The organism is Micromonospora sp. bgisy143 (assembly GCF_057708145.1).
Map to the genome: position 1 here is coordinate 16160 of NZ_JBYIRN010000017.1, position 19018 is coordinate 35177.

Annotated in this window: 17 protein-coding genes, 1 tRNA gene and 1 pseudogene; 9 read left to right on the top strand and 10 right to left on the bottom strand. The window is 70.2% G+C overall.

Going from position 1 to position 19018, the window contains the following annotated elements:
• Positions 1–139 precede the first annotated feature (139 nt).
• Complete coding sequence (rpsA, locus tag AC3EN4_RS19905) at positions 140–1639, bottom strand: 30S ribosomal protein S1 (protein ID WP_421472229.1); 1500 nt, start codon at positions 1637–1639, stop codon at positions 140–142.
• A 462-nt stretch (positions 1640–2101) separates the two neighbouring features.
• On the opposite strand from rpsA, the gene AC3EN4_RS19910 reads away from it, so the two are divergent.
• From AC3EN4_RS19910 to AC3EN4_RS19925, 4 genes and pseudogenes are all read left to right on the top strand, one after another.
• The gene (locus AC3EN4_RS19910; protein WP_435207277.1) at positions 2102–2908 is read left to right on the top strand and encodes a class I SAM-dependent methyltransferase; all 807 of its coding nucleotides are present in this window, start codon (positions 2102–2104) and stop codon (positions 2906–2908) included.
• A 53-nt stretch (positions 2909–2961) separates the two neighbouring features.
• Entirely contained in the window at positions 2962–3564 is a 603-nt protein-coding gene (locus AC3EN4_RS19915) for a Uma2 family endonuclease (RefSeq protein ID WP_435207278.1), read from the top strand.
• 35 nt (positions 3565–3599) lie between these two features.
• The gene (locus AC3EN4_RS19920; RefSeq protein WP_422735955.1) at positions 3600–3818 is read left to right on the top strand and encodes a hypervirulence associated TUDOR domain-containing protein; all 219 of its coding nucleotides are present in this window, start codon (positions 3600–3602) and stop codon (positions 3816–3818) included.
• Positions 3805–4152, top strand: a pseudogene (locus AC3EN4_RS19925) (DUF3140 domain-containing protein); the annotation flags it as partial. The gene AC3EN4_RS19920 and the pseudogene AC3EN4_RS19925, both read left to right, overlap by 14 nt.
• 169 nt (positions 4153–4321) lie before the next feature.
• Here AC3EN4_RS19925 and polA read toward each other — a convergent pair.
• The 8 genes from polA to AC3EN4_RS19965 all read right to left on the bottom strand — a co-directional run bounded on the left by polA (position 4322) and on the right by AC3EN4_RS19965 (position 14367).
• Complete coding sequence (polA, locus tag AC3EN4_RS19930) at positions 4322–7021, bottom strand: DNA polymerase I (RefSeq protein ID WP_435207279.1); 2700 nt, start codon at positions 7019–7021, stop codon at positions 4322–4324.
• Positions 7022–7156: 135 nt separating this feature from the next.
• Complete coding sequence (locus AC3EN4_RS19935; protein WP_422735957.1) at positions 7157–7870, bottom strand: ABC transporter ATP-binding protein; 714 nt, start codon at positions 7868–7870, stop codon at positions 7157–7159.
• The gene (locus tag AC3EN4_RS19940) at positions 7857–8798 is read right to left on the bottom strand and encodes an ABC transporter ATP-binding protein (protein WP_435207280.1); all 942 of its coding nucleotides are present in this window, start codon (positions 8796–8798) and stop codon (positions 7857–7859) included. The genes AC3EN4_RS19935 and AC3EN4_RS19940 overlap by 14 nt, the downstream gene beginning before the upstream one ends.
• A complete protein-coding gene (locus AC3EN4_RS19945) occupies positions 8791–9948 on the bottom strand; it encodes a branched-chain amino acid ABC transporter permease (protein ID WP_435207281.1) in 1158 nt (385 codons plus the stop codon). Before AC3EN4_RS19945 ends, AC3EN4_RS19940 begins: the two co-directional genes overlap by 8 nt.
• Entirely contained in the window at positions 9945–10928 is a 984-nt protein-coding gene (locus AC3EN4_RS19950) for a branched-chain amino acid ABC transporter permease (RefSeq protein WP_422735960.1), read from the bottom strand. Before AC3EN4_RS19950 ends, AC3EN4_RS19945 begins: the two co-directional genes overlap by 4 nt.
• 66 nt (positions 10929–10994) lie before the next feature.
• The gene (locus AC3EN4_RS19955) at positions 10995–12146 is read right to left on the bottom strand and encodes a branched-chain amino acid ABC transporter substrate-binding protein (RefSeq protein ID WP_435207282.1); all 1152 of its coding nucleotides are present in this window, start codon (positions 12144–12146) and stop codon (positions 10995–10997) included.
• Positions 12147–12509: 363 nt separating this feature from the next.
• On the bottom strand, positions 12510–13697 hold the full coding sequence (locus AC3EN4_RS19960; RefSeq protein WP_435207283.1) for a hypothetical protein: 1188 nt from the start codon (positions 13695–13697) through the stop codon (positions 12510–12512).
• A gap of 46 nt (positions 13698–13743) precedes the next feature.
• On the bottom strand, positions 13744–14367 hold the full coding sequence (locus AC3EN4_RS19965; protein ID WP_355049623.1) for an ANTAR domain-containing response regulator: 624 nt from the start codon (positions 14365–14367) through the stop codon (positions 13744–13746).
• 97 nt (positions 14368–14464) lie between these two features.
• Between AC3EN4_RS19965 and AC3EN4_RS19970 the strand changes: the two genes are divergently transcribed.
• The 3 genes from AC3EN4_RS19970 (at position 14465) to AC3EN4_RS19980 (ending at position 16144) form a co-directional block, all read left to right on the top strand.
• A tRNA-Leu gene (locus tag AC3EN4_RS19970) sits at positions 14465–14542 on the top strand.
• Between the two features lie 35 nt (positions 14543–14577).
• Complete coding sequence (locus tag AC3EN4_RS19975) at positions 14578–15327, top strand: transcriptional regulator (RefSeq protein ID WP_435207284.1); 750 nt, start codon at positions 14578–14580, stop codon at positions 15325–15327.
• Between the two features lie 148 nt (positions 15328–15475).
• Positions 15476–16144: an NAD-dependent epimerase/dehydratase family protein gene (locus tag AC3EN4_RS19980; protein ID WP_435207285.1), complete on the top strand. Its 669-nt coding sequence runs from the start codon at positions 15476–15478 to the stop codon at positions 16142–16144.
• Here AC3EN4_RS19980 and AC3EN4_RS19985 read toward each other — a convergent pair whose 3' ends face one another.
• Positions 16145–17323 carry a trans-sulfuration enzyme family protein gene (locus tag AC3EN4_RS19985; RefSeq protein ID WP_435207286.1) on the bottom strand — a complete coding sequence of 393 codons (1179 nt, stop codon included), beginning with the start codon at positions 17321–17323 and terminating at the stop codon, positions 16145–16147.
• Between the two features lie 83 nt (positions 17324–17406).
• On the opposite strand from AC3EN4_RS19985, the gene AC3EN4_RS19990 reads away from it, so the two are divergent.
• The gene (locus tag AC3EN4_RS19990) at positions 17407–17886 is read left to right on the top strand and encodes an Lrp/AsnC family transcriptional regulator (RefSeq protein ID WP_422735966.1); all 480 of its coding nucleotides are present in this window, start codon (positions 17407–17409) and stop codon (positions 17884–17886) included.
• Positions 17887–17931: 45 nt separating this feature from the next.
• Positions 17932–18942, top strand: a complete 1011-nt coding sequence (locus AC3EN4_RS19995; RefSeq protein WP_435207367.1) for an LLM class flavin-dependent oxidoreductase — start codon at positions 17932–17934, stop codon at positions 18940–18942.
• Positions 18943–19018 lie beyond the last annotated feature (76 nt).

Sequence of the window (19018 nt, forward strand, 5' to 3'; positions counted from 1 at the left end):
AGGACGCACGGTGACCACTGCCCCCGCCGTCGCCTCCGCCGTTTGGTCACCGCGGCCCGAGCGCGGCGGGCACGGCGAAGGCCCCGCCTCCGGCGATCCGAGGATCGCGGGAGACGGGGCCTGTCGTCGTGCTAGCGGGTCACTTACCGCCGGCGAGCTTCTCCCGCAGAGCGGCGAGCGCCTCGTCGGTAGCCAGGGTGCCGGCCGGCTCCTCGTTCTGCCGGCTCGGGGCCGGGCTGGACGAGGAGGTGGTGCCGCCAGTGGCAGCCGGGACGGCGGGAGCCGGGTTGGCAGCGGCCTCGGCGTCGGCGGCGCGAGAGGTCTGCACCTGCTTGGTGTGGGCCTCCCAACGCTGACGGGCCTCGGCGTACTGGTTCTCCCAGGTCTCGCGCTGCTTGTCGTACCCCTCGAGCCACTCGCCCGTCTCCGGGTCGAAGCCCTCCGGGTAGATGTAGTTGCCCTCGGCGTCGTACGTCGCGGCCATGCCGTAGAGGGTCGGGTCGAAGTGCTCCTCGCCCTCGACGAAGCCCTCGTTGGCCTGCTTGAGCGACAGCGAGATCCGGCGGCGCTCCAGGTCGATGTCGATGACCTTGACCATGACCTCGGAGCCGACCTGCACGACCTGCTCCGGGATCTCCACGTGGCGCTCGGCCAGCTCGGAGATGTGGACCAGGCCCTCGATGCCGTCGTCCACGCGGACGAACGCACCGAACGGAACCAGCTTGGTGACCTTACCCGGCACGATCTGCTGGATCGCGTGGGTACGGGCGAACTGCCGCCACGGGTCCTCCTGCGTCGCCTTCAGCGACAGGGAGACGCGCTCGCGGTCCAGGTCGACGTCCAGGACCTCGACCTCGACCTCCTGGCCCACCTCGACGACCTCGGACGGGTGGTCGATGTGCTTCCAGGACAGCTCGGAGACGTGCACCAGACCGTCGACGCCGCCGAGGTCCACGAACGCGCCGAAGTTGACGATCGAGGACACGACGCCCTTGCGGACCTGGCCCTTCTGCAGCTTGTTGAGGAACTCGGTACGCACCTCGGACTGCGTCTGCTCGAGCCAGGCCCGGCGGGACAGCACCACGTTGTTGCGGTTCTTGTCCAGCTCGATGATCTTGGCTTCGAGCTCGCGCCCGACGTACGGCTGCAGGTCACGCACGCGCCGCATCTCGACCAGGGACGCGGGCAGGAAGCCGCGCAGGCCGATGTCGAGGATGAGACCACCCTTGACGACCTCGATGACCGAGCCGCGGACGACACCGTCCTCGTCCTTGATCTTCTCGATCGTGCCCCAGGCCCGCTCGTACTGCGCCCGCTTCTTGGAGAGGATCAGACGCCCCTCCTTGTCCTCCTTCTGGAGGACCAGGGCCTCGATGTGGTCGCCAACCGTCACAACCTCGGCGGGGTCGACGTCGTGCTTGATCGACAACTCCCGAGAGGGGATGACACCCTCGGTCTTGTAGCCGATGTCGAGCAGGACCTCGTCCCGATCGACCTTGACGACGGTGCCTTCGACAATGTCGCCGTCGTTGAAGTACTTGATGGTCTCGTCGATCGCGGCGAGGAAAGCCTCCTCGGAACCGAGATCGTCGTGGGTGACCCGGGTGGCGCTCGAGGGGGCCTCGATGCTGCTCGTCATGTGGGCGGTTGCTCCGGTCGGTGGGTTGTCACAGCAGGCTGGTGTCGCGGTGACCTGTTCGCGCCAGCGGATCCGTCGCCGGACACACCGAACGATCGCCTAGTGAGATCATGATGTGGCTCCGACGACCGCGCACCTGCTCCCTGCCGAGACACACGATCCGCGAGCGCATCGTCTAGCCTACCGTGCGCATTACCACAGCGTGCAAGCCCTCCCGTCTCCTCGCCGCGCGACGACCTGCGAAAGCCGAACAATCGCCCGGAAACGACCCCTCCTGTCTCGTACGTCACAGCGGCCCCAGGGCTCCAGCTTTATCGGCCCGGCTTCCTGGAAATCGGGGTGTCCGGTTGGCCTGGACGCCCCGATTTCGTGGACGCCGAGTCGATCAACGCCGACACCGTGGCCCGGGCGGTGGTCGCGCCCGCCGTACCCGACGGGGTGGGTGGGGCCTAGCGTGAGCGGGTGGATGACGACAGCCGGGTGACCCGGCGCCGGGTGGGTGACGCCGAGGTCAGGCGGGCCAACCGCGGCTGGTGGGACGCCGACGCCGACGACTACCAGGCCGAGCACGGCACGTTCCTCGGCGACGTGGACTTCGTCTGGTGCCCGGAGGGGCTGCGCGAGGCGGACGCCCACCTGCTCGGCGACGTCACCGGGCGGCGGGTGCTCGAGGTGGGTTGCGGTGCTGCCGCGGCCGCCCGCTGGCTCGCCACCCAGGGCGCCCGGCCGGTCGCCTTCGACCTGTCCGCCGGCATGTTGCGGCACGCCGCCAAAGCCGCCGACACCTCCGGGGTACGCGTACCGCTGGTGCAGGCCGACGCCCTCGCCCTGCCGTTCGCCGACCAGTCGTTCGACGTGGCCTGCACGGCGTTCGGGGCGATCCCGTTCGTGGACGACTCGGCGGCCCTGCTCGCCGAGGTGCACCGGGTGCTGCGCCCGGGCGGCCGGTGGGTGTTCTCGGTGACCCACCCGATGCGGTGGATCTTCCTCGACGACCCCGGCGAGGGCGGGCTGAAGGCGGTGCACTCGTACTTCGACCGGTCCCCCTACGTCGAGCAGGACGAGAACGGCGTGGCCACGTACGTGGAGCAGCACCGGACCCTCGGCGACCGGATCCGGGAACTCGTCGGCGCGGGGTTCCGGCTGCTGGACCTCGTGGAGCCGGAGTGGCCCCCGGGGCACGAGGGAATCTGGGGCCAGTGGAGCCCGCTGCGCGGACGGCTCTTCCCCGGCACCGCCATCTTCGTCACCGAGAAGCCCGCCGACTGAGCGCGCCGCACCCGTTGTCCGCCCGACCCGCGTCCGGCGGGCGTTGGGTGGTCGTGACCAGAGAGCCGACGCCGATCTCACCGGAACCTTGGCGACCGGACCAAGCCCGCCAGCAGCGTGCCGACCACACGTTGGACGACCTCCTCACCCTGCCGGACGGCGCCCCACGCGTCGAGCTTGTCGATGGAGTCGTTCAGGTGCCGCCCCTGCCCACCTTGGGCCACCAAGACCTTTCCAGCCTGCTGTATCTGTGGCTGCGGTCTCATGCACCGATCGGGCTCCGCGCGGCCCAGGCCATCGGGATCGCCTTCAGCCGCAACACGGTCCGCCGGCCCGATGTCCTGCTGTGCCAAGCCAGCGTGCCCTCGAACCGTTATCTGCTGCGGCCGGAGGATGTCATGCTCGCCGTGGAGATCGTCTCGCCCGGCACGCGGCGGATCGACCGGTTCGCGAAGCCCGGTGAGTACGCCGCCGCCGGCATACCCTACTACTGGCGGATCGAGCAGGACCCGGTGCACGTCTACGCGTACCGGATCGGCGACCGGGTGGGCCCGGGCGGTGAGCGGCAGTACGAGCTGGTCGCCGACGGCGCCGACGTGATCGAGCTGGCCGAGCCGTTCGACATCAAGCTGCCGATCGCCGAGATCACGCCGTAGCCGTTTCACCCCGACGGGGTCGGGTAGCCCGGGGCATGGCCGAACAGCGATTCCACAAGGGCGACCACGTCTCCTGGTCGGCACACGGCAGCCGCGCGTACGGCGTGGTGCAGGGCACGATCACCGAACGGACCCGTATTCGCGGACGGGCGGTGAACGCGTCCCCGGCCGACCCGCAGTACCGGGTCCGCAGCGACGGCACGGGCCGCGACGTGGCCCACCGCCCGGAGGCGTTGCGTCATGAGCAAGGCTGACGACCAGGGCCGGGACACCTACCGGGAGTTCACCGAGGCGGTGAACATGAAGCCCGGTGAGCTGTCGACGTGGCTGGAGACCGACGAGTCGAAGCAGGTCGGCTGGCACAAGGGCGGCCGTACCGGTGGCGGCGAGTCCGTGGGCCACGAATCCGGCCGGAAGATCATCAACTTGCTCCGCCGCAAGCGCGCCGACCTCTCCGAGGCGGACTACAAGCACATGCGCAAGGTGGTGGGCTACGTCCGTCGGCACATGGCACAGCGCCCGTCCGGCGACGTGCGCGACACGAAGTGGCGCTGGTCCCTCATGAACTGGGGCCACGACCCCCTCAAGTAACCCCACCCACGAGGCATGACCACACCCTGGGCGATGGCCGGGCAGCAACGCGACCAGGTCAAGCCGGTCGGGGTTCCGGGGGCAGCCCGACCCGCGCAGGGATCAAGCCTGACCGCCCGGAGCGGGTCGGGCTGCCCCCGGAACCCCCCAACCGCAACCAAAAAGATCAGTGATCCGCGCTGTTCCAGTCCCGCCCCTCGCCCACCGACACCTCCAGCGGCACCGACAGCGGGTACGCGCCGCCCATCTCGCGCCGTACCAGCGCTTCGAGGGCCTCGCGCTCACCGGGCGCAACCTCGAAGACCAGCTCGTCGTGCACCTGCAGCAACATCCGGGAGCGCAGCCCGGCGTCGGCGAGCGCGGTGTCGACGTGCAGCATCGCCACCTTGATGATGTCGGCGGCCGATCCCTGGATGGGGGCGTTGAGCGCCATCCGCTCGGCGATGTCGCGGCGCTGCCGGTTGTCGCTGACCAGGTCCGGCAGGTAGCGGCGACGGCCGAGGATGGTCGAGGTGTAGCCGTCCTGGCGGGCCTTGGCGACCACCTGGTGCAGGTAGTCGCGCACCCCGCCGAAGCCGGCGAAGTAATTCTCCATCAGCCCGCGTGCCTCTTCGGTGCTGATGGTCAGCTGCTGGGACAGGCCGAACGCGCTGAGCCCGTACGCGAGGCCGTAGTTCATGGCCTTGATCTTGCGCCGCTGGTCCGGGGTGACCTCGTCGACCGGGACGCCGAAGACCGACGAGGCGGTGGCGGCGTGGAAGTCGGCGCCGGAGTTGAACGCGTCGATGAGCGCGTCGTCCGACGAGAGGTGCGCCATGATCCGCATCTCGATCTGGCTGTAGTCGGCGGTGAGCAGGCACTCGTACCCGTCACCCACCACGAAGGCGCGGCGGATGCGCCGGCCCTCCTCGGTGCGGATCGGGATGTTCTGCAGGTTGGGCTCGGTGGAGGAGAGCCGGCCGGTGGCGGCCACCGTCTGGTTGAAGGTGGTGTGGATGCGGCCGTCGTCGGAGACGGACTTGAGCAGACCGTCCACCGTCGACTTGAGCTTGGCCACGTCGCGGTGGCGCAGCAGGTGGGCCAGCACCGGGTGGGGCTGCTGCGCGTAGAGCCACTGCAGGGCGTCGGCGTCGGTGGTGTAACCCGTCTTGATCTTCTTGGTCTTCGGCAGGCCCAGCTCGGTGAAGAGGATCTCCTGCAACTGCTTGGGCGAGCCGAGGTTGAACTCCCGTCCCACCGCCTCGTACGCGCCCTGGGCGGCGGCCTTCACCTCGGCGGCGAAGTGCGCCTCCAACTCGGACAGATAGTCGGTGTCGGCGGCGATGCCGGTGCGCTCCATGCCGGCGAGCACCCGCATCAGCGGCAGCTCGACCCCGGCCATCAGCCGCGCGGACTGCTCGCCGTCGCGGGACAGCTCGGCGTCGATCGAGTCGGCCAGGTCGAGGGTGGCGCGGGCCTGGAGCATGAGGTTCTGCTCGGCCACCCCCTCGTCGCCCAGCCCGTCGAGGGTGAGCTGACCGGTCTCGGGCGCGTCCACCCGCAGCTCGCGGTGCAGGTACCGCAGGGCCAGGTCGGTCAGGTCGTAGGAGCGCTGGTCGGGGCGGGCCAGGTACGCGGCGATCTGGGTGTCGCGGACGATGCCGGTCAGCTCCCAGCCGTGCGCGGCGCAGGCCAGCACCGCGGGCTTGCTGTCGTGCAGCACCTTGGGCCGCTGCGGGTCGGCCAGCCAGGACGCCAGGGCGCTCTCGTCGGCGGCGTCGAGCCCGCTGGGGTCGACCCAGGCGGCCGCGCCACCGGCGCTGGCCAGCGCGAGCCCGGTGATCGAGGCGGTGTGCCGGCGGTTGGGGCCGGTGTCGAGCTTGACCGCGAGCCCCACCGAGGTGCCGGTCGGCGCGTGGGCGTCCAGCCAGGCGGTGAGCGCGCCCGGTTCGGTGAGCACCTCGCCGGTCAGGTCGAAGCCGGACTCGGCCTCCGGCTCGACGGCCTCCAGGTACTGGTAGAGGCGGTCGCGCAGGATGCGGAACTCCAGCGTGTCGAAGACCTGGTGCACGGCCTCGCGGTCCCACCCGGCCCAGCGGGCGTCCTCCGGGCGCAGCGGCAGCTCCAGGTCGGAGACCAGGCAGTTGATCTCGTAGTTGCGGATCACGTCGGCGAGCCGCCCCCGCAGGCTGTCGCCGGCCTTGCCCTTGATCTCGTCGGCGCGGGCGATGACGCCCTCCACCCCGCCGTAGGTGGTGATCCACTTGGCGGCGGTCTTCGGCCCGACACCCGGCACGCCGGGCAGGTTGTCGCTGGTCTCGCCGACCAGCGCGGCGAGGTCCCGGTACCGCTCGGGCCCGACGCCGTACTTCGCCTCGATCGCCGCCGGGTCCATCCGGGCCAGGTCGGAGACGCCCTTGCGCGGGTAGAGCACGGTGACCTGGTCGCCGACGAGCTGGAACGCGTCCCGGTCGCCGGTGCTGATCAGCACCGTCATGCCCTGGTCGCGGGCCTGGCAGGCGAGCGTCGCGATGACGTCGTCGGCCTCGTAGCCCTCCATCTCGACGACCGGGATCTGCAACGCCGCCAGGACCTCCTTGACCAGGCTGACCTGGCCCTTGAAGTCGGTCGGGGTCTCGCTGCGGCCGGCCTTGTACTCCGCGTACTTCTCGGTGCGGAAGGACCGGCGGGAGACGTCGAACGCCACCACGATGTGGGTGGGCTGCTCGTCCCGCAGGACGTTGATCAGCATTGACGTGAAGCCGTACACCGCGTTGGTCGGCTGACCCGTCGTGGTGGAGAAGTTTTCCACCGGCAGGGCGAAGAAAGCCCGGTATGCCAGGGAATGTCCGTCGACGAGGAGCAGGCGCGGCGTCGTAGCTGTCACGGCAGCGACTCTAGTCCGTCGCACCGACATCCCCGGGTGGCGGCACCGCACCGGCGGCGGAAAACGCGCCACCGGCCCGAACGCCGGTGGCCGGCCGCCCCACCAGGGGACGACCGGCCACCGGTACGCCGTGGCTCAGGCCACGCCGAGGTACGCCTCCTTGACCGACGGGTCGTGCAGCAGGTCCTGCCCGGACCCCTCCTTCACGATCCGGCCGGTCTCCAGCACGTAGCCGCGGTGCGCCCGCGACAGGGCCTGCTGGGCGTTCTGCTCGACCAGCAGGATGGTCGTACCCTGCTGGTTGATCTCGGTGATGATGTCGAAGATCTGCCGGATCACCAGCGGGGCGAGACCCATCGACGGCTCGTCGAGCAGCAGCAGCTTCGGACGGCTCATCAGCGCCCGACCGACCGCGAGCATCTGCTGCTCGCCGCCGGAGAGGGTGCCGCCGGCCTGCTTGCGCCGTTCGGCCAGCCGCGGGAAGAGGGTCAGCACCCGGTCCAGGTCGGCGGCGATGCCGGCGGAGTCCCGCCGGGTGTACGCCCCCATGTCCAGGTTCTCCATCACCGTCATGCCGGGGAAGATCTGCCGACCCTCCGGCGACTGACACAACCCCCGCACCACCCGAAGGTCGGCCCGGAGCTTGCTGATGTCCTCGCCGTTGAACGTGATCCGCCCGCCGGCGAGCGACCGGGTCCCGGAGATGGCCCGCATGGTGGTGGTCTTGCCGGCGCCGTTCGCGCCGATCAGGGCCACCACCTCACCCTCGTCGACGGTGAGGCTGATTCCGTGCAGCGCCTCGATCCGGCCGTACGCGACGGCGACGTTCTCCAGCTCAAGCAGGCTCATCGGCGGGCTCCCCCAGGTACGCGGCGATCACCTTCGGATCGCGACTGACCTCCGCGGGCGGACCCTCGGCGATCTTGCGGCCGAACTCCAGCACCACGATCCGGTCGGTGACGCCCATGACGAGCCGCATGTCGTGCTCGATGAGCAGGACGGTCAGACCCATGTCACGGATATTGCGGATCAGGGTGAGGAGCTCCTCCTTCTCCGCCGGGTTGAAGCCGGCGGCCGGCTCGTCCAGGCAGATCAGCTTCGGCTCGGTGGCCAGCGCGCGGGCGATCTCCAACCGCCGCTGGTAGCCGTACGGCAGGTTGCGGGCCTCGTCGTTCGCCCGGTCGGCGATTCCGACGAAGCGCAACAGCTCCAGGGCCTTGGCCTCGGCGGCCCGCTCCTCCAGGATGTGCCGCGACAGCCCGAAGATCTTCGCGGCCGACAGGCGCACCTGCTGCCAGGTCCGGGCGAGCCCGGACGCGGCGGTGACCTGGGGCAGCTCCTCCGGCTTGGGCCGTACCCGGTAGAGCCGGAACAGCGCCCCGGGCACGCTCGTCTTGTGCCGCGAGTCCGTCCCGACCATCACGTTCTCCAGCGCCGTCATCTCGGGGAAGAGACGGATGTTCTGGAACGTGCGGGAGATGCCGAGCTGGCTGATCTGGTGCGGCTTGCGGCCGGTCACCTTCTGGCCCTGGAACCGGACCGCCCCGGAGGTCGGCCGGTAGACGCCGGTCATCACGTTGAAGCTGGTGGTCTTGCCGGCGCCGTTCGGCCCGATGAGACCGAGGATCTCACCCTCGTAGATCTGGAAATTGATCTTGTCGAGGGCGACGACGCCGCCGAAGCGCAGCGTGACGTCGTCGACCTCCAGCAGCACCTGCCGCGGCCCTGGCTGGGTCGGGATCTTCGGCGTCACGGTGTCGGTGGTCTGGTCAGACATGAGCGGGCGCCTCCTCTGCCTCGGCCGCGCGGTCCTGGAACTCGCGAGCACGCCGCCGACTCGGGATCAGACCCTGCGGACGCAGGATCATCACCAGCACCATGGCCAGACCGAAGACCAGCCACCGGTAGTCAGCGAAGTCGCGGAACCGCTCCGGCAGGTACGCCAGCAGCACCGCGCCGAGCGAGACACCGAGCATGTTGCCGGAGCCGCCGACCACGACCATCGCGACGAAGAGGATGGACAGGTTCGCGTTGAACTGCGTCGGGTCGATGAACGCGTTCCGGCTGCCGAACAGGAAGCCCGACAGGCCACCGAGCGCGGCGCCGATGGCGAACGCCCAGAGCTTGAACTTGAACGGGTACACGCCCATCACCGCGGCGGCGTCCTCGTCCTCGCGGACCGCGAGCCAGGCCCGGCCCACCCGGCTGTGCTCCAGCCGACGGACCAGGAACACCATGATCAGCACGAACGTGATCGCCAACCAGTACCACGGCTTCGCGTCGATCAGACCGAACACCTTGTTGTCCGCCGAGGGCGCGCCCTCCGGACCGGGGATGGCCGAGATGCCGACCGGCCCGTTGGTCAGGCCGGTGGCGTTACGGGCCACGATCCGGATGATCTCACCGAAGCCCAGCGTCACGATGGCCAGGTAGTCGCCGCGCAGCCGCAGCGTCGGCCAGCCCAGCAGCACCCCGGAGACCATCGTCAGCACGATCGCGATGAACAGACAGATCGCCCAGGTCACCGCCCACGTCGGCGGCAGGTCGAACTCCTGCTGGATCCACTTCACCACCGGGGAGTTCACCGAACCGAACAGCGCCACGCTGTACGCCCCGATGGCGAAGAAGCCGATGTAGCCGAGGTCGAGCAGGCCGGCGAGGCCGACCACCACGTTCAGGCCGATCGCGACCAGCACGTAGATGGCGCAGACGAAGAGCACACCGGCCCAGTTGTTACCGCCCTGGATCGAGTCGGTACGCAACCAGGTCAGGCCCGGAATGCCGAGCAGCGGCAGGTAGTAGAGGATCGCCACGAAGGCGACCAGCCCGAGGGCCTGCTGCCACTTGGTGAGCGCCCGCCAACGGTCGCCGATGCCGGTCAGCAGCGACACCCGGCGCTGATCTGCGGAGCGAATCTTGTCGATCATGCGCGGGCCCTCCCGAGCGACTCGCCCAACAGACCGGTGGGCCGGAACATCAGCACCACGATCAGCACCACGAAGGCGATGACGTCCTCCCAGTTGGACGCGAACAGGGTGGCGCCGTAGACCTCGACGATGCCGAGGAACAGGCCGCCCAGCAGCGCGCCGCGCAGGTTACCGATGCCGCCCAGGACGGCAGCGGTGAACGCCTTCAGACCGAGCACGAAGCCGATGCTGTTCTGGGTGAACCCGAACCGCATGCTCCACAGCAGAGCGGCGGCGCCGGCCATGATGCCACCGAGCACGAAGATCAGCATGATCACGCGCTCCTGGTTGACGCCCATCAGCGCGGCCGTCTCCGGGTTCTGCGCGACTGCCCGCACGCCCCGGCCGTACCGGGTGCGGTTGATGAACCAGTCAAGCACCGCCATCATGGCCACGGCCGCGATGAACACGATCAACTGGATGTTCGTGATCGCCGTGTTGCCGATCGTGAACAGGGTCTCCTGCTGGATGATCGTCGGCATACCGACGATCTGCCGGGGCCGGCCGAACACGTCCGGCAGCGCGCCACCGAGGAGTTCGGGCAGCACCTGTCCGAAGAGCTCCACGAACACCAGCGACAGACCGATCGCGGTGATCAGGAAGATCAGCGGCGGGGCGTTCTTGCGCCGCAGCGGCCGGTACGCGACCCGCTCCAGCGCCAGCGCCGTGCCGCCGGACGCGACCGCCGCGACGATCAGGCCGAGGACCAGGAACAGGATGGCCTGGCCGATCGGCGGGTTATTTTCCACCCCGAGCTGGTTCCACAGGATCAGCACCGCGAAGGTGCCGACCATGAAGACCTCGGAGTGCGCGAAGTTGATCAGACGAAGGACGCCGTAGACGAGGGTGTAGCCAAGGGCGATCAGGGCGTAGATGGCGCCCTTGGAAAGGCCATCGACCGTGTGCTGGCCGAGATGACCGATCAGTTCATCGAAATGCACCGGGGGTCTCCTTGAATCGAGCGCGGCCGGGGTGAGATACCCCGGCCGCACTCCATCGCCATGGCGTCAGCTGAGCTTGAGCTCCTGCAGCGGCTCGATGGCCTCGCCCTTGATCTGGTAGGCCCAGATGACGACCTTGGTCGGGTCGACGTCGCCCTTGGAGTCGAACTTGATGTACTTCGACACACCCTGCTTGTCGTACGACTTCACGTACGCCAGGATGTCCGCCCGGGTCTTCTTGCCGTCCTTGAAGGCGTCCAGGTAGATCTTCGCGCCGTCGAAGCCCTCAGCACCGTAGGAACCCGGCGCGATGCCGTACTCCTTCTGGTAGTCGGCCGAGAAGGTGCCGCCGGCCTTGTCGGCCGGGAGGCACGGGCAGGTGATGATCGCGCCCTCGGCGCCACCGGAGGCGCCCTTCGGGAACGCCGGGTCGTACAGACCGTCCGGGCCGACGAACTTGGCCTGGACGCCGGCGGCGCGCATCTGCTTCACCAGCGGCGCGGCCTCACGGGTGTAACCGCCGTAGAAGACGTAGTCCGCCTGCGCCGACTTGATCTTGGAGATGGTGGCGTCGAACTGCGCCTGCCGCTCCTGGATCTTGTCCTTGTTGACCACCAGCGGGCCGAGCTGCTTGCCCAGCTCGTCGGTGATGCCCGCGCCGTACGCGCTGGCGTCGTCGACCATGAAGACCTTCTGCGCGTTCTGCGCCTTCAGGTAGCTCGCCACCGCGCCGGCCTGCGTGCCGTCGTTGCCGACGACCCGGTAGAAGGACGTGTTGCCCTTCTGGGTGAGGTCCGTACGGGTCGCCGACGGGCTGACCATCGCCAGGCCGGCCGCCTGGTAGATCGGCATGGTGGCGTCCGACTCACCGGAGAAGTGACCACCGATGACACCGAGGAACGACTGGTCGCCCGCGATCTGGTTCGCGAACGGGGTCGCGACCGCCGGGTCGCCCTGGGTGTCGAACTCCTGCATGGTGACCTTGCAGTTCGGGTTCGCCTCGTTGAACTGCTTCACGGCGAGCTTCGCGCCGTTGAGCGACGGGATCACCAGACCCGCGTTGTCACCGGTGAACGCGCCGAAGATCGCGATCTTGCCACCGCAGTCACCGGACGCGGTCCCACCGTCGCCGCCACCGGAATCCTGGCAACCAGCCGCGACCACCAGGGTCGCGGCGAGCGCAACGGTACCCAGCGCCCGTACATAGCTTCGCCTCACGGCTTCCTGACCTCCTCCAGATGCGGACGCGGCTGACCCGTAGTGACGGCGACAGCGCGCAGACCGCAGATCCACCCACCCCGCAGGGACGCCCCCTGCGTAACGGCTCGTGATGGCGGAGCGTACCGACACCGCACACCGTCCCGGAAGGGCTGAACGTGGGGTCTGCGAAACCGTTACGAAGATGCGGGCAATCCTGTCGATGCGCGTAACAGGTGAATCCGTCGATCGGTCCTTAAGCCCGCGCCCGGTCGGTGCCCCGACAGGGCCGTTCGTTCCCGTATTTCGCGCCGAAGATGCAGCGTGAGCAGCACAAACGTTGACCGCCCGCCTGCCCAATATGTGAGACAGCGGGCCCTGCTCTCACCCGTCCGACCCGCTCGCCCACCACAGGCCGGACCGCGAACCGTCGTCCACCGCCACCCACCACCGGTCACCCACGGCCACCACCGCCACGTCCCGGTCGGCACCGGCTGTCACCTCCGACGGCAACGCGGCCTCCCGCCACGACCCACCCCGGTCGGTCGACACCCACACCGAGTAGCGCGCCCCGTCCGTCACCGCCGCGAACAACCGACCATCCGCCGCCACCAGCGACGCCACCTGCGGCACACCCGCGTCCGACCGCCGCCCGAACGCCCCCGCCGACACCCAGCCGGCCGCCTCCTGCCGCCACGCGCCGAACGTCGCGCCCCGCAACCCGACCGCCACCGGCATCCCGCCGGCAAGCGCCACCCGCTGCAACTCCTCGTACTCCGGGCCACCCGGCAACACCGTGCGCTGCCACGACCGCCCGTCCGGCGACGACCACACCGCCGGATCCCGGTCGATCCGACCGGCCGGCAACAGACCACCCACCGCCAGCCAGCCCGACGACGTCGCCACCGCGTCGAACGCCCAGGTCACCCCCGCGGCGTCGCTCGCCAGGCCCGGCGCGCCCTCCACCAGCGCGAAATCCGCCGCAGGCGGCGACGACACCCAGGACGCCGCACCCGCCGACCGGTTACCCACGATCAACCAACCCGACGGACCCGCCGCCAGGCGGGACACGTTCACCGCCTTCGGCCCGCCGTACGTCTCGAACGACGCCTGCACCTCGACCAGCGCGCCGTCGGCCACCTGCCGCCACGTGCTCACCCGCGGATAACCGTGCGCCCCGCCGACCTTCGCGCCGATCACCGCCGCCCGACCGTCCCGACACGCCACCGACGACAGCACGTTCTGCTTGCCGTAGAACGAATCCGCCCGCACCGGCAGCACCGACCACGTCGTACCGTCCACACTGGTCCACGCCGCCGGACGGGTCCCACCCGACGCGTCCGCGACACCACCGACCAGGAACCAGCGGCCCGCGCACGCCGCCGCATCGCGTACCAGCAGGCGACCCGCGCCACCCGGCGGCGCCGGCAGCGTCACCGCCTGCCACGCCGGCCGCGACGCCGGACCGGCGGCGGCCGTCGACCCTCCGCCGCTCGGCCCGGACGGACCGTCACAGCCCGCCAGCAGCAGCGCGAACAGGCCGAACACCGCGATCACCCGTCGGACGGACACCCGTCGATGCTAACCACCACCGGCCGCCCCCGGCGGCCCCGCGCGGTCAGACGCTCGGCTGCTGCGCCACCTCGCCGCCAGCGGTCTCCGCGAGGATCCGCTCGGCGACCTCCTTCATGGTCATCCGGTGGTCCATCGCCGTGCGCTGGATCCACTTGAACGCCTGCGGCTCGGTCATCCCGTACGTCGTCATCAGCGCGCCCTTGGCCCGCTCCACCGTCTTACGGATCTCCAGGCGGTCGGTCAGGCTCGCGACCTCGGCCTCCAGGGCCGCGACCTCCGAGTACCGCGACAACGCGATCTCCACCGCCGGGACCAGGTCACTCTTCTGGAAAGGCTTCACGAGGTACGCCATCGCGCCCGCCGCCCGCGCCCGCTCCACCAGGTCCCGCTGGCTGAACGCGGTGAGGATGATCACCGGGGCGATCCGCGCTCCCGCAATGCGCTCGGCGGCGGCCAGCCCGTCCATGATCGGCATCTTGATGTCGAGGATGACGAGGTCGGGCTTCAGCTCCTCGGCGAGGCGCACGGCGGTCTCGCCGTCGCCGGCCTCCCCCACCACCTCGTAGCCCTCTTCGACCAGCATCTCGGCGAGGTCCAGCCGGATCAGCGCCTCGTCCTCGGCGATCAGCACGCGCCTGCGCTCGGCATCCGTCGGCGTCTCAGCCACCAGCCCTACCCCCACCAGTTCGAACCCGACACCCGCCCAGCCGGGTGTCACCGCCCTCAGCGTAGTGGGTATCCTGTCAGGGCCGAATCAGGGAAGCGCCCTCGTAGCCCAACTGGCAGCAGGCAATGGTCTCAAACTCCATACAGTGTGGGTTCGAATCCCACCGAGGGCACCACAAAAGATGTCGTACGGGTGTTCGAGAATTCTCTCGTGCATCCACCCGAGATTCGCGCACGAGCACGGCAGATGTTCCTGGCCGGCAACACGGTCGCCGACACGGCTCGCGCCGCCGGCCTGCCGTACGAGACGGTCTGGCACTGGTGCAACGACCGCCCCGAAGCTCGCTTCGGGGGCACGCAACACCGGTGTTTCCGCTGCCGCCAAGGTGTCGATAGTCCGACAGACCCCGCCGCCTACGTCTACCTGCTTGGCCTCTATCTCGGCGACGGCCACCTGGTTACGACGGCGCGGGTGCCGGTCCTGCGGATCTACTGCGCTGATGCCTGGCCCGACCTCATCGAAGCCTGCGATGTGGCAATGCGCGCGGTGCTCGCCAGCAAGGTGCAACGCGTGCAGAAGCAGGGCTGCGTCAGCGTGCAGAGCTACGGCACGCACTGGCCGTGTCTGTTCCCCCAGCACGGTCCCGGCAAGAAGCACGAGCGACCGATCGTCCTGGCCGACTGGCAGCGGTCGCTCGTCGAGAGCCACCCCGGCGACTTCGTGCGCGGACTGTTCCACTCCGACGGCTGCCGGTTCGCCAACCGGGTGACCGTGCGGGGCAAGGAGTACGTCTACCCGCGCTACATGTTCGTCAACGAGTCGACCGACATCATGGGGCTCTGCCAGTGGAGCCTCGACCTGCTCGGCATCGCCTGGCGAATGAACCGCCGCAACTCGCTGTCGGTGGCGCGCCGCGAGGCGGTCGCCACCCTCGACCGACACGTCGGCCCCAAGTCCTGACCCCCGCCCCGTCCACCGGCCAGCCCACCCGCCCGGCCCGGTTGATCATGAAGTTATTGCGCCGACACGCCGATGTCGCAGGCAATAACTTCATGATCGACCGGCGTAGGGACGGCGGCATCCGGCGTGGGAGCCTGTGGCGGGACCGATGACAGGGGTGGATCTGATGCGGGTGGTCGTCTTCGGTGCGACCGGCATGGTGGGGCAGGGCGTGCTGCGGGAGTGCCTGCTCGCCGAGGACGTGCGGGAGGTGCTCACCGTCGGCCGCCGGCCGACCGGTCAGCGGGACCCGAAGCTGCGCGAGGTGACCGTCGCCGACGTCGGTGACCTGGAGTCGGTACGGGCGGAGCTGACCGGCGTCGACGCGTGTTTCTACTGCCTGGGCGTCTCGTCGCTGGGCCTGGACGAGGCGACGTACACCCGGGTCAGCTACGACTACCCGCTCGCCGCGGCGCGGTTGCTGGCCGAGGTGAGCCCGCAGGTCACGTTCGTCTACGTCTCCGGCGTCGGCACCGACTCGACCGGGCAGGGCCGGGTGATGTGGGCGCGGGTCAAGGGCCGCGCCGAGAACGCGATCATGGAGCTGTTGCCGAACGGGTACGCGGCGCGTCCGGGGTTCATCCAGCCGACGTACGGGGCGGTGTCGCGGACGCGGGCCTACCGGATCGGTTACGCGGTGACCCGTCCGCTGTTTCCGGTGTTGCGGCGGCTGTTGCCGAACCAGGTGACGACGACGGACGGGATCGGCCGGGCGATGCTGCGGGTGGCCCGGGAGGGCGCGCCGACCCGGGTGTTGGGCAACCGCGAGCTGCGCTGATCAGGCGAGCGCGGCGAGCGCCTGGGCGAGGTCGGCGCGCAGGTCCTCGGGGTCTTCGAGACCGACGGAGAGGCGGAGCAGCGCGCCGGCGGGCTTCGCGTCGCCCTCGACGGGTCGGTGGGTGAGCGAGGCGGGGTGCTGGATGAGGGTGTCGACGCCGCCGAGGGACACGGCGTGGGTGATGAGCCGGCAGGCGGCGGCGACGGTGGCGGCGGCGGGCGCGCCACCGCGTACCTCGAAGGCCAGCAGGCTGCCGGGTCCGGACATCTGCCGGCCGACGAGCGCCGCCGGGTCGTACACCGAGGGGTGGTGGACCCGGTGTACGGCGGGGTGGTCGGCGAGCCAGCCGGCGAGCTTCTCGGCGGTGGCCTGTTGGGCGCGGACCCGCAGCGGCAGGGTTTGCAGGCCGCGGTGCAGGAGGTAGCCGCCGAGGGGGTGCAGGATCGCGCCGGTGACGGCGCGGACCTGGCGCAGGCGGGTGGCCCAGGTGCCGTCGCAGGCGACGACGCCGGCGAGGACGTCGCCGTGGCCGCCGATGCTCTTGGTGGCGCTGTGCAGGACGAGGGCGGCGCCGTGGCGGGCGGGTTGTTGCAGGACGGGGGTGGCGACGGTGTTGTCGACGAGCAGGGGTACGTCGCCGGCGGCGGTGGCGAGGGCGGCGATGTCGACGAGGTCAAGGGTGGGGTTGGCGGGTGTCTCGATGACGACGAGGGCGGTGTCGGGGCGGATGGCGGCGGCGACCTGGTCGGGGTGCGCCCAGGTGACGGTGGTGCCGAGCAGGCCGGTGGCGAGGACGTGGTCGGTGCCGCCGTAGAGGGGGCGGACGGCGACGAGGTGGCGGTGCCCGTCGCGGGTGGCGGCGAGCAGGGTGGCGGTGAGGGCGGCCATGCCGCTGGCGAAGGCGACGGCCTGGGGGGTGCCCTCCAACTCGGCGAGGGCGGTTTCGAAGCGGGCCACGGTGGGGTTCCAGAGCCGCTGGTAGACGGCGCTGGCGTCGGCGGGCAGGGTGCCGCCGGTGGCGAGGTGTTCGTACGCGTTGCCGCCGTCGTCGACCGAGGGCAGCGGGTTGGTGGTGGACAGGTCGATCGGTGGCACGTGCACGCCGAGCGTGCGCAGGTCGTCGCGGCCGGCGTGTACGGCCCGGGTGTCCACCGTCGTCATGCCGGTAGGGTCGAACATCTGCCGGTGTACGGGCAACGGTTTGGCAGATGATTCTGCCAGGAGCCCTGGTTTTGGTCGCTGGTTCGGGGGACGATGCTGGGATGCCCCCTGAACCGAACGATGTGCGGCGGTATCCGCCGCTGGACGAGGTGGACCGCGCGATCCTCACCGAGTTGGTGGCGGACGGTCGTTTGCCGAACAACGCGCTCGCCGAGCGGGTGGGGGTGGCGCCGTCGACGTGTCTGACGCGTACCCGGGCGTTGCGTGAGCGCGGGGCGATCCGGGGTTTCCACGCGGAGGTGGATCCGGCGGCGTTGGGCCTGCCGTTGCAGGCGCTGGTGTCGGTGCGGTTGACGGCGCACGAGCGGGCGGCGGTGGACGCGTTCCGGGCGCGGTCGGTGCGGCTGCCCGGTGTGGTGTCGGTGTTCCATGTGGCGGGCGCGGAGGACTACGTGCTGCACGTACGGGCGGCGTCAGGTGACGCGCTGCGGGATTTCGTGCTGGACCATCTGGCGGTCGATCCGGTGGTGCAGCACACCCAGACCAGCCTGATCTTCGAGCAGGCGCGGGGGGTGGGCTGACCGGCGGCCGGAATGAACGGGCAGGCCGGGGAGTTGGCACAACGTGTGATCACCGTACCGTTGTCTGTTCTTGATCTTGCCCCGGTCGCGCGGGGCGCCACCGCCGGCGACGCCCTGCGGGCCACCACCGAGTTGGCCCGACGCACCGAGGAGCTGGGCTACCGCCGGTTCTGGGTGGCCGAGCACCACAACATGCCGGCGATCGCCAGCTCCGCGCCGGCGGTCCTGCTGGCGCACCTGGCGGCGAACACGTCGACGATCCGGCTGGGTTCGGGCGGGGTGATGCTGCCCAACCACGCGCCGCTGGTGGTGGCCGAACAGTTCGGCACCCTGGAGGCCCTGCACCCGGGCCGGATCGACCTGGGCATCGGCCGGGCGCCGGGCACCGACCAGGTGACCGCGCTGGCGTTGCGGCGCACCATGGAGGGCCTGTCGGCGGAGGGTTTCCCGCGCGAGCTGGCCGACCTGATGAACTACTTCAGCGGCGAGAAGCCGGGGCAGATCGTCGCCACCCCGGGCCGCGGTGAGCAGCCGGCCGTGTGGCTGCTGGGGTCCAGCGGCTTCAGCGCGCAGCTCGCCGGTCTGCTGGGTCTGCCGTTCTCGTTCGCGCACCACTTCAGCGCGGCGAACACGCTGCCGGCGCTGGCGCTGTACCGGCAGAACTTCCGGCCGTCGCAGTGGCTGGACGAGCCGTACGCGATGGTGGCCGTCAACGCGGTCTGCGCCGACACCGACGAGCGGGCCGAGTGGCTGGCCGGGCCGAGCGCGCTGTCGTTCCTGAAGTTGCGCTCCGGACGCCCGGAGCCGCTGTCGACGCCGGACGAGGCGGCGGCGTACCCGTACACGGAGTTCGAGCGGGAGTTCGTGCTGCAACGGCGCGAGGGTCAGGCGATGGGGTCGCCGGAGACGGTACGGCGGCAGCTCGGCGAGTTGCAGGAGCGCACCGGCGCGGACGAGCTGATGCTCACCACGCTGGTGTACGACGTGGCCGACCGGGTGCGGTCGTACGAGTTGATCGCCGAGAAGGTCGCCGGGGGCCTGCGCCGGGACGCGTGAAACACGATCTTCACGTCAGCGTCACTCCCGCGACCCGGACGGTGCCTAATGTTGGTGCCGGTGGTGGTACGGCATT

Excerpts from the sequence above, each read along its gene's own strand:
- AC3EN4_RS19920 (WP_422735955.1), top strand. The coding sequence starts at position 3,600 with ATGGCCGAACAGCGATTCCACAAGGGCGACCACGTCTCCTGGTCGGCA.
- AC3EN4_RS19945 (WP_435207281.1), bottom strand. The coding sequence starts at position 9,948 with ATGATCGACAAGATTCGCTCCGCAGATCAGCGCCGGGTGTCGCTGCTG.
- AC3EN4_RS19940 (WP_435207280.1), bottom strand. The coding sequence starts at position 8,798 with ATGTCTGACCAGACCACCGACACCGTGACGCCGAAGATCCCGACCCAG.
- rpsA (WP_421472229.1), bottom strand. The coding sequence starts at position 1,639 with ATGACGAGCAGCATCGAGGCCCCCTCGAGCGCCACCCGGGTCACCCAC.
- AC3EN4_RS19990 (WP_422735966.1), top strand. The coding sequence starts at position 17,407 with ATGCCCCCTGAACCGAACGATGTGCGGCGGTATCCGCCGCTGGACGAG.
- AC3EN4_RS19985 (WP_435207286.1), bottom strand. The coding sequence starts at position 17,323 with ATGTTCGACCCTACCGGCATGACGACGGTGGACACCCGGGCCGTACAC.
- AC3EN4_RS19980 (WP_435207285.1), top strand. The coding sequence starts at position 15,476 with ATGACAGGGGTGGATCTGATGCGGGTGGTCGTCTTCGGTGCGACCGGC.
- AC3EN4_RS19935 (WP_422735957.1), bottom strand. The coding sequence starts at position 7,870 with ATGAGCCTGCTTGAGCTGGAGAACGTCGCCGTCGCGTACGGCCGGATC.